Origin of the sequence: Parasphingomonas frigoris (assembly GCF_036663815.1) — a bacterium.
Lineage (GTDB): Bacteria > Pseudomonadota > Alphaproteobacteria > Sphingomonadales > Sphingomonadaceae > Sphingomonas.
Window position 1 is genome coordinate 663,500 of record NZ_JAXOJQ010000002.1, and the last position, 8,988, is coordinate 672,487.

Sequence of the window (8,988 nt, forward strand, 5' to 3'; positions counted from 1 at the left end):
CCCTTCGACAAGCTCAGGGCGAACGGTGAGGTGCGCGCTGTGAACGGTGGGGGCGCGCGCTATGACTCGCTGGCAAGCTCGGCGAACGCCCAGTCCGCTGCCTCCGCCACGACCGGGTTCGGATCCTCCCGCAACCCCGCGACCACCGCCCGCAATCCCGGATCGCCGCTATTGCCCGCCGCGATCAGGCAATTGCGCACCATCCGGTCGCGCCCGATGCGCTTGATCGGCGAGCCGGCGAAGACTTGGCGAAAGCCGGCGTCGTCGAGCGCGAGCAGGTCGGCGAGTTCGGGCGCGACCAGTTCGACGCGGGGCAGGAAGGCGCGGTTGGCGCTCGCGGCGGCAGCGAACTTGTTCCACGGGCACACCGCGAGGCAATCGTCGCAGCCGTAGATGCGGTTGCCGATGCCCTTGCGAAATTCGAGCGGGATCGGCCCGGCATGTTCGATCGTCAGATACGAAATGCAGCGCCGCGCATCGAGCCGGTAGGGCGCGGGGAAGGCATCGGTCGGGCACGCCCGCTGGCAGGCGTCGCACGATCCGCAATGGTCGGCCACGGGCGACGTGACGGCCCCGAACGCGGCGATGTTGAGCGTCGTGTAGATCGCGCCGAGGAACAGCCAGCTCCCCTCCACGCGGCTCACCAGATTGGTATGCTTGCCCTGCCATCCCAGCCCCGCCGCCTCGGCGAGCGGCTTCTCCATGACAGGCGCGGTATCGACGAAAACCTTGAGGTCGATCCCCGGTGCCTCCGCCACCAGCCAACGCGCCAGCGCCTTGAGCGCGCGCTTGACGACGTCGTGATAATCGCCGCCCTGCGCATAGGTCGAGATGCGCCCTACCCCGCCCTCGTCGGCCAAAGCGAGCGGATCGGTCGCCGGGGCATAGCTCATCCCAAGCGCGATCACGCTCTTCACCTCGGGCCACAAGCCGGAGGGCGATTCGCGGTGGTGCGCGCGCTCCTCCATCCAGATCATCCCCCCGTGCAGCCCCTCGCGCAGCCATTGCTGCAACCGCTCGGCGGTCTTGGGCGCAGCATCCGCCGCCGCCACCCCGCACGCGACGAAACCGAATTCGCGCGCTTTTGCGGCAAGGCGCTGTTCGAGGGGCAAAGCGTCAACCATTGTCGGCCACATAGCCTGTTCGCGCCGCGCTTGTCGAAGCCCGGCGCACTCATCTACACAGGCAACACAGCGCTCAGCATCGGGCGCGGACGGCGGGGGTCTTCTTGGACAATCATTTGGCGGTCAGCGCCTCCGGCCTGATCAAGAATTTCGGCGGACGGCGCGTCGTCGACGGCGTCGACATCGCGGTGCCCAAGGGCGCGATCTACGGCGTGCTCGGCCCCAATGGCGCGGGCAAGACGACGACGCTGCGGATGCTGCTCGGCATCATCGAGCCCGATGGCGGCACGCGCACACTGCTCGGCCATGATCGCCCGCGCGATGCGAGCGACCGCGTCGGGTATCTCCCCGAAGAACGTGGGCTCTATCCCGCGATGCGCGCAAAGGATGCGGTCGCCTTCATGGGCGCACTGCGCGGGCTCGATCTCAAGACCGGGCGCAAGCGCGCGGTCGAACTGCTCGAGGCGGCGGGGCTCGGCCATGCGGTCGATACCAAGATTCGCAAGCTGTCGAAGGGCATGGCGCAGCTCGTCCAGTTGCTCGGCTCGGTCGTCCACCAGCCCGATCTGCTCGTGCTCGACGAACCCTTTTCCGGGCTCGACCCGGTCAACCAGGAGCGCTTGGAAGCGCTGATCCTCGCCGAGCGCGACCGCGGCGCGACGGTGCTCTTCTCGACGCACGTGATGGCGCACGCCGAACGGCTGTGCGACCGGCTCGCGATCATTGCCGGTGGCAAACGCCGCTTCGAGGGCACCGTCGCCGACGCGCGCGGGATGCTCCCGATGCGCGCGCACTATGTCCCCGAGCGCGACGATCCGACGATCGCGCAGCATTTGCCCGCCGACGCCCGGCACGGCGAGCACGGCTGGTCGTTCGAAGTCCCCGACGGCGGAGTCGAACAGGCGCTCAGCCGGTTGATCGGTGCAGGCCACGGGATCGCGGGCCTGTCGATCGAACGCCCCGGCTTGCACGACGCGTTCGTGCGGATCGTTGGCGCTGCAGGACACACCGCCAAGGCCGCGACGGAGCACACCGCATGAGCGCGCACCCCATAAGCAACACGCGCCGCACCATCCGCCAGGCGATGACGATCGCGCGGCGCGATTTCGTCGCGACGGTGTTCACGCCGACCTTCCTGCTGTTCCTGCTCTCGCCGCTGTTCACGATCGGCTTCGGCCTCGTCGGCGGGATGGGGGCGTCGACCGTGGCGAGCGGATCGAGCGAGAAGACGCGGATCGTCGCGATCGTCCCCTCGGCGCAACAGGAAGCGATGCGATCGGCCGATACGCGGCTGCGCGACGCCTTCGCGCGCGGCGACCGCCCGCCTGCGCTGGCGATCGAGGCGCCGACCGCGAACCCCGAAGCGCAGGCGCGCGCGGCGTTCAAAAGCCGCAAGGGCATCGACGCCTCCGCCACCCTCTTTGGCGACCTGACGCATCCGACGATCCTCTACGACGGCCAGGGCCGCGCCGATGCGCGCTATCTCGCCTCGCTCGCCGAGGCGACGCTGCGCACCGACCCGGCGCAGACCAAGCCGCTCAGCACGGCGACGCTCAGCTCGATCGCACGCGCCGCGCCGACCGAGAGCGGGCACAAGCAAGCCGCCTTCATCGCGGTGTTCGGTATCTTCTTCCTGGCCCTACTGCTCGCCGGGCAGGTCGTCGGCACGATGATGGAGGAGCGCAGCAACAAGGTGGTCGAGGTGCTCGCCGCAGCAGTCCCGCTCGAGGCGGTGTTCTTCGGCAAATTGCTCGGCATGTTCGGCTCGGCGATTCTCTTCGTCGGTTTCTGGACGACGCTCGTCACGCAGATCGGCGGCATCCTGCCGGCCCGCTACGCCACCGCGATCGGCGAGATCGGCCCGGCGGTCGGCGCGCCGATGTTCTTCCTGTTGTTCTTCGCCTATTTCGCGATGGCCTATCTGCTGCTCGGCGCGGTGTTCCTCGGCGTCGGCGCCCAGGCCTCGACCGCGCGCGAACTGCAGATGATGTCGCTGCCGATCACGATCATCCAGGTCGCGATGTTCGGCCTCGCTTTGAAGGCAAGCGCGGCGCCCGACTCTACGCTGGCCAAGGTGGTCGAGATCTTCCCGCTCAGCTCGCCCTACGCGATGGCAGCGCACGCGGCGAACCAGCCAGAGCTGTGGCCGCATGTAGCGGCGCTCGGCTGGCAGGCGCTGTGGGTCGCCATCGCCATCACGGTCGGCGCGCGGGCCTTCCGGCGGGGCGTGCTGCAATCGGGTAGCGGCCGGCTGTTCGCGCGGAGAAAGACTGTTGACATGAATGTCAGTTAGACGTTCACTCTCCGAAAATAGGAGAGTGAACGATGGCGACCCTGGTGCGCGACGTGATCGATCGGCTCGATGTCAGCCGAGCCGAACTCTACCGCGACGATGTCTGGCAGGCGCCGTTCCGCGAACTGCGCGCGACCGCACCGGTCCACCGTGTCGAGCAGTCCGACTTCGGTCCCTATTGGTCGGTGTCGACCTACAAGCCGATCGTAACGGTCGAATCGCTGCCCGATCTCTATTCGTCGCAGGCGGGCGGCATCACGCTCGCCGACTTCATCGAGAACAATCCGACCGACGTGCGCATGCCGATGTTCATCGCGATGGACCGGCCCAAGCATACCGGCCAGCGCCGCACCGTCGCGCCCGCCTTCACGCCGTCCGAGATGGTGCGGATGAGCGACAATATCCGCACGCGCACCGCCGAGGTGCTCGATTCGCTCAGCTGGAACACGCCGTTCGATTGGGTCGACACCGTCTCGGTCGAGCTGACCACGCAGATGCTCGCGATCCTGTTCGATTTTCCGTGGGAGGATCGCCGCAAGCTGACCTTCTGGTCGGACTGGGCGGGCGACATCGAGCTCGTCAAGAATGAGGAGCTGCGGCTCGAGCGGCTGAAGCACATGTACGAGTGCGGCGGCTACTTCCAAAATCTGTGGAACGCCAAGATCGGCAAGCCGCCGACGCCCGATCTGATCTCGATGATGATCCATTCCGACGCGATGGCGGAAATGGACCAGATGGAATTCCTGGGGAACCTGATCCTGCTGATCGTCGGCGGCAACGACACGACCCGCAACACGATGAGCGCGGTCGCGTATGGCTTAGACCTGTTCCCCGACCAGCGCGCCAAGCTCGAAGTCGATCCGTCGCTAATCCCCAATACGGTGCAGGAGGTGATCCGCTGGCAGACGCCGCTCGCGCACATGCGGCGTACCGCGACGGTCGATTCCGAGCTCGAGGGGCAGCAGATCAAGGCGGGCGACAAGCTTGCGCTCTGGTACATCTCGGCCAATCGCGACGAGAGTGTCTTCGAGAACCCGGACAAGATCATCGTCGATCGCACCAACGCGCGACGCCATCTGGCGTTCGGTCACGGGATTCACCGTTGCGTCGGGGCACGGCTCGCCGAGATGCAGGTCGCGATCCTGCTCGAGGAAATGGCGAAACGGCGGATGCGCGTGAACGTGCTCGGCGAACCCGAGCGGGTCGCGGCGTGCTTCGTCCACGGGTATCGCAAGCTGCCGGTGGAGATCAGTCGCTACTGAGCATCGTTCAGTTCGGCTTGGCGATCGGCTCGGCAACCATCGTCTCGGACGCACCCGAGCAATCGCCATTCTGCCGCGCAGCCACCGCGGGCGGCGCCTTGCGGCCCATCGTCCAGTTCGCCTGCATGCGCACCTTGGGATTGGGCGCGCACCAGATTTCGCCGGTCTCGTTGATCGCGGTAACCCAGATGAGGTTATGCTCCTGGCCGTAATCGATCACGGCAAAGGCAAAGCCTGGCCCCTTGTCGAGGACGTGAACCGGAAGCGGCGGATCGAGCTGTTGCATCGTCATACGGTTTGAATCGCGCGAAACCGTCTGGGGTTCCCCGTAGCCGCGCGCCATCCGCGCGTCATCCGATGCGTCCGCGGACCGCGAAATCGCGTAACTATCCCGTAGCCCGAGCGTATAGGGACTGTGACGCCAAGAGGATCCGACCGATGCACGACCGCCGCCATTTCCTAACCCTCGCCAGCACCGGTGCCGCCGCGTTTGCCTTGTTCGGCTGCAAGGGCGCGAGCGCGGGTCCGCCCGAGAAATTCGAACTGACGCTGAGCGATGCGCAGTGGAAGGCCAAGCTCTCGCCCGCCGCGTATACCGTGCTACGCCATGAAGGCACCGAAACGCCGTATAGCAGCCCGCTCAACAAGGAGCATCGCGCTGGAATCTTCTCGTGCGGCGGATGTGCGCTGCCCGCTTTCTCGTCGAAGACCAAGTTCGAGAGCGGCACCGGCTGGCCGAGCTTCTGGGCGCCGCTCGCCAATGCGGTCAAGTCGCGCACCGACAGTTCGCTCGGCATGGCGCGGACTGAGGTGCATTGCCGCCGCTGCGGCGGGCATCTCGGGCATGTGTTCGATGACGGCCCGAAGCCGACGGGCCTGCGCTATTGCATGAATGGCGTGGCGATGACCTTCACGCCGGGCAAGGCCTGATCCCCCGCTCCCCGGCTACGGCCGGGAGGTCGATCAGCCGTGACGATCGTTCGACAGTGACGCCATGATCATCGGCGTGCCACGCTCCTGCGTGTCGTCGCCGGTCGACTTGGCCGAATAGATGAAGCCCTTGGTCGGATAGGCAGAGGTGCCGAGGCCACCCTGCGGGCCGTACCACACCTTGACTTCGCTCCAGTCGCCATTGGCCGAGACGTCGATTGCGCGGACGTCATGCTCGACGCCGCCGCGGCGCGACCAATTGGCGTGGGTCAGCAGGACTTCGCGGTCGTTCACCACTTCGCTGACCATCGCGACATGGCCCATGCGCATCCGGCTGGTCGCGGAGAAAGCGAGCACTGCGCCGACCTTGGGAGCATGGCCACGGGCGTAGCGGCCGGCGGCCTGGCCCCACCAGGTGTTGGCGTTGCCGTGCAGGTCGATCCCCGACACGACGCGCGCGAACGGCGCACACTGCCAGAACTGCGCCATCGCAGGGGTCGCCGTCAGCAGGGCGCATGATACCACCAGCGCAAAACGCGCTGTCAAAGCCTTGAATGTCATGTGACCCCCCAAAGGTCGTTTGAACTCGTTGAGTGTCTCAAAGCAGGTCGGCGGCCCGCTGGAAACCCTGTCGCCCCGATGAATGGAACCTTTTCCGATGAAGTGAGTTGACCGTACGATGACTGCCCGTCCAACCGGTCCGGACGTGGCCTCTTCTGGTCTGTGCGCTCGCCAAGCGGCGCCGGAAGCGCTAAGAATCACCGCATGAACAGCATCGTGCGATCTGCCAGCCTGACCATCCTCGCGTTGCTATCTTCGGCGCTGCTCGCCGGCTGTTCGCGCGAAGCGGCGCCGGACAATGACGCCGAGCTCTATCAGGCCAACGCCGCAACGCTGACTCCGGGGGTCCAGCCCGTTCGTATCGGCGAGGGTGGCCCCGCCTTTCGCGCCTGCGCGAGCGTCGGGCAGGTGGTGAACCTGTCGCCGTCGGGCGAGCGCTATCTCGCCGTCCGCGCCGCGCCCTTTGCCGAGGCCGACGAGGTCACCCGCCTTCCCGATGGTGCGAAGCTGTATTTGTGTTCGCGCTCGCTCGACCAGCGCTGGCACGGCGTCGTCGTCGCGCCGGCCGACGCGCCGACCACCGATTGCGGTGTCACCGTCTCGGTCGCCGCGCCGCAGGCCTATGCCGGGCCGTGCAAGTCCGGCTGGGTGTCGAGCGGCTTCGTCCGCCAGACCGGCGACTGAGCCGCCGTCACTTGAAGGCTTCGAGGCTCGCGAACAGCGACGGCGATTTGGGATCCCAGCTGTGGCGCGGCCCGATCGTCATCCCGCCATCGACGACGATATGCGTGCCGGTCACGAACGCGGCATCGTCGCTGGCCAGATAGGCGACCGCGCCGGCAATGTCGTCGGCGGTACCGGCGCGCTGCAGCGGCTGTGCGTGGGCCGCAATGCGCTGGATCATCGCGTCGGCAGGCGCCTTTTTGTCCCCCACGATCCCCATCGCCGCGGTGAAGATATTGGTGGTGATGAACCCCGGGCACACCGCGTTGACGCGGATACCGTGCTGCGAGAGGTCGGCGGCGGCCATCGTCGTTAGATGCAGCACGCCCGCCTTCGCCACCGAATAAGCGGTCGGCGCGGCGCCGGCTTCGAGCGCGGCGATCGACGCGGTGTTGACGATGCTGCCGCGCGTACCGCGTGCGATCATCATCGGCGCGGCGTAGCGGATGCCCATCGCGACCGAGCGCAGCAGCAGCGCCTGCGTGCGATCCCAATCCTCGGCGCTGATCGCCTCGATCGGATCGCGCGCGCCGCCCGCGCCGGCATTGTTAAACAATATGTCGAGCCCGCCGGCATCGTCCGCCGCCTGCACCAGAGCGGCGATGTCGGTCACCTCGAGCACGTCGGTGCGCAGAAAATGGATCCGGCCGTTCGACGTATCGGCAATCTCCTGCCCGCCGGCGACGTCGATGTCGCCGATCCACACCTCGGCGCCTTCGCTTGCCAGCCGCAGCGCGGTGGCGCGCCCGATCCCCGATGCACCGCCGGTGACGACGGCCCGCTTGCCCGCGAAACGCATTGCATTCTCCTCGTTTTGCGCAGCTTAGTACGGCATTTCCGCTGGTCAATGCGGGCAGATGCGATGATTTTGGAATTTCGGGTTTGCGAGCTGCAGCAGGATCGGGCATCGCTGCGGCTCGCGCCACCACCACGGACAACAGACCCATGGCCCTCGACCCCGAAACCTTCGACGCGCTGATCGACACGGTGCGCCGCTTCGTCGCCGAGCGGCTGCGCCCGCTCGAAGCCGCGGTCGAGGAAGCCGATGCGATCCCTGCCGACGTTGTGCAGGACATGCGCGAGATGGGGCTGTTCGGCCTGTCGATCGAGGAGGAATATGGTGGACTCGGCCTGACGATGCTCGAAGAGGCCAAGGTCGCGATCGAGCTCGGCCGCACCACCCCCGCCTTCCGCTCGACCTTCGGCACCAATGTCGGGATCGGCTCACAAGGGCTCGTGATGGCGGGCAATGCCGAGCAGAAAGCGGCGTGGCTGCCGCGCATCGCGAGCGGCGAGATCATTACCAGCTTCGCGCTGACCGAACCCGACGTCGGATCGGATTCGGGCGCAGTGAAGACGCGCGCGACCTTCGACGGGCAGTCGTACCGGCTGAACGGCACCAAGCGCTACATCACCAATGCCGACAAGGCCGACCTGTTCACCGTGATGGCGCGGACCAGCGACGATCCCGGCGCGCGCGGCGTCTCGGCCTTCCTCGTGCCGCGCGATCTCGCCGGCGTGTCGATCGGCGAGCCTGAGAAGAAGATGGGGCAGAAGGGCGCCAAGGTCGCCGACGTGGTGTTCGACGATGTCGTTGTCCCCGCCGAGAACCGGCTGGGTGCGGAGGGCGAGGGCTTCAAGATCGCGATGCGCGTGCTCGACCGCGGGCGGTTGCACATTTCCGCGGTGTGCGTCGGGGTGGCCGAGCGGCTGATCGCCGATTGCGTCGCCTATGCCACCGAGCGGACGCAGTTCGGCAAGCCGATCGCCGAGCATCAGCTGATCCAGGGAATGCTCGCCGATTCTAAGACCGAGGCGTTGGTCGCGCGCGCGATGGTGCTCGAGACCGCGGCCGCCAAGGATGCGGGCAAGGACGTCGTGATGGAATCGGCCGCCGCCAAATATTTCGCGAGCGAGATGGTCGGCCGCGTGGCGGATCGCGCGGTGCAGATCTTCGGCGGTGCCGGCTACATCGCCGATTACGGGATCGAGCGGCTGTACCGCGACGTGCGGCTGTTCCGGATTTACGAAGGCACCAGCCAGATCCAGCAGATCATCATCGCGCGCGAGACGATCAAGCGCGGGGGGTGACCTT

10 protein-coding genes are annotated in these 8,988 nt (G+C 66.9%); 6 read left to right on the forward strand and 4 right to left on the reverse strand.

All coding sequences use genetic code 11. The features are described 5' to 3' along the window. Window positions 1-59 precede the first annotated feature (59 nt). The gene (gene queG / locus U1872_RS08565) at window positions 60-1,124 is read right to left on the reverse strand and encodes a tRNA epoxyqueuosine(34) reductase QueG (protein WP_332792460.1); all 1,065 of its coding nucleotides are present in this window, start codon (window positions 1,122-1,124) and stop codon (window positions 60-62) included. A gap of 104 nt (window positions 1,125-1,228) precedes the next feature. Between queG and U1872_RS08570 the strand changes: the two genes are divergently transcribed. The 3 genes from U1872_RS08570 to U1872_RS08580 are packed head-to-tail and all read left to right on the forward strand — an operon-like array spanning window position 1,229 to window position 4,679. After that, window positions 1,229-2,164 (forward strand): ABC transporter ATP-binding protein, encoded by a 936-nt coding sequence (locus U1872_RS08570; RefSeq protein WP_332792461.1) that lies wholly within the window; start codon window positions 1,229-1,231, stop codon window positions 2,162-2,164. Continuing rightward, window positions 2,161-3,417, forward strand: coding sequence for an ABC transporter permease (locus U1872_RS08575; RefSeq protein ID WP_332792462.1), 1,257 nt, complete (start codon window positions 2,161-2,163; stop codon window positions 3,415-3,417). The genes U1872_RS08570 and U1872_RS08575 overlap by 4 nt, the downstream gene beginning before the upstream one ends. A 32-nt stretch (window positions 3,418-3,449) precedes the next feature. Next, the gene (locus tag U1872_RS08580) at window positions 3,450-4,679 is read left to right on the forward strand and encodes a cytochrome P450 (protein ID WP_332792463.1); all 1,230 of its coding nucleotides are present in this window, start codon (window positions 3,450-3,452) and stop codon (window positions 4,677-4,679) included. Window positions 4,680-4,686: 7 nt separating this feature from the next. On the opposite strand, the gene U1872_RS08585 is transcribed toward U1872_RS08580, so the two are convergent. After that, the gene (locus U1872_RS08585) at window positions 4,687-4,971 is read right to left on the reverse strand and encodes a hypothetical protein (protein ID WP_332792464.1); all 285 of its coding nucleotides are present in this window, start codon (window positions 4,969-4,971) and stop codon (window positions 4,687-4,689) included. A gap of 146 nt (window positions 4,972-5,117) precedes the next feature. On the opposite strand from U1872_RS08585, the gene msrB reads away from it, so the two are divergent. Further along, window positions 5,118-5,609 (forward strand): peptide-methionine (R)-S-oxide reductase MsrB, encoded by a 492-nt coding sequence (gene msrB, locus U1872_RS08590; protein WP_332792465.1) that lies wholly within the window; start codon window positions 5,118-5,120, stop codon window positions 5,607-5,609. A gap of 33 nt (window positions 5,610-5,642) precedes the next feature. On the opposite strand, the gene U1872_RS08595 is transcribed toward msrB, so the two are convergent. After that, on the reverse strand, window positions 5,643-6,170 hold the full coding sequence (locus U1872_RS08595; RefSeq protein WP_332792466.1) for a CHAP domain-containing protein: 528 nt from the start codon (window positions 6,168-6,170) through the stop codon (window positions 5,643-5,645). Window positions 6,171-6,374: 204 nt separating this feature from the next. Between U1872_RS08595 and U1872_RS08600 the strand changes: the two genes are divergently transcribed. Continuing rightward, complete coding sequence (locus U1872_RS08600) at window positions 6,375-6,854, forward strand: hypothetical protein (RefSeq protein ID WP_332792467.1); 480 nt, start codon at window positions 6,375-6,377, stop codon at window positions 6,852-6,854. Window positions 6,855-6,861: 7 nt separating this feature from the next. Here the strand turns inward: U1872_RS08600 and U1872_RS08605 are convergent, their stop codons facing one another. Beyond that, the gene (locus U1872_RS08605) at window positions 6,862-7,692 is read right to left on the reverse strand and encodes an SDR family NAD(P)-dependent oxidoreductase (RefSeq protein WP_332792468.1); all 831 of its coding nucleotides are present in this window, start codon (window positions 7,690-7,692) and stop codon (window positions 6,862-6,864) included. A 146-nt stretch (window positions 7,693-7,838) separates the two neighbouring features. On the opposite strand from U1872_RS08605, the gene U1872_RS08610 reads away from it, so the two are divergent. Further along, window positions 7,839-8,984, forward strand: coding sequence for an acyl-CoA dehydrogenase family protein (locus U1872_RS08610; protein WP_332792469.1), 1,146 nt, complete (start codon window positions 7,839-7,841; stop codon window positions 8,982-8,984). Window positions 8,985-8,988 lie beyond the last annotated feature (4 nt).